The 382-nt window shown below is 66.8% G+C and carries 1 protein-coding gene; it reads right to left on the minus strand.

The genetic code is table 11. From position 1 onward, the window contains the following. Window positions 1–299 (minus strand): type VI secretion system baseplate subunit TssK (gene tssK, locus QCE73_RS33985; protein ID WP_309885334.1); only part of this gene is annotated, 299 nt, incomplete at its 3' end. Window positions 300–382 lie beyond the last annotated feature (83 nt).

Genomic DNA, 382 nt, shown 5'->3' on the forward strand with positions numbered 1-382 from the left:
AGCAACACGAGCTCGTCGCGCGTGCCGGCGGGAATGTCGAGCGGTGGCGGCGCGGGGAAGTCGTCGGGAAAGGAGAACGCGGTGCCGTCGGGCAGCACGCCGAACGCCGACGCAAGCGCGATCTTGCCGAGCCCGAGCGCGATTTCGTCGAGCATCACGGCGGCCCAGCCCCACGACCACGCCTCGGTCGCGCGCGCGTGCGAGCGCACGAGATGCTCGATGAAGCGGTCGTGCTGCTGGAAGTGCTGGGGTTCGAGGAACAGGCCCTCGGACCAGATCATGCGTTGGTGCCAGGTCATGGTGCCTCGTATGGGCTTGGGCTCGATGCTCAAAGAACGATTCAGCGCGGCGGATTTGCAAAGCGCGCGCCGGTTTGCAAATC

It is taken from the genome of Caballeronia sp. LZ029, assembly GCF_031451275.1.
Classification (GTDB): domain Bacteria; phylum Pseudomonadota; class Gammaproteobacteria; order Burkholderiales; family Burkholderiaceae; genus Caballeronia; species Caballeronia jiangsuensis.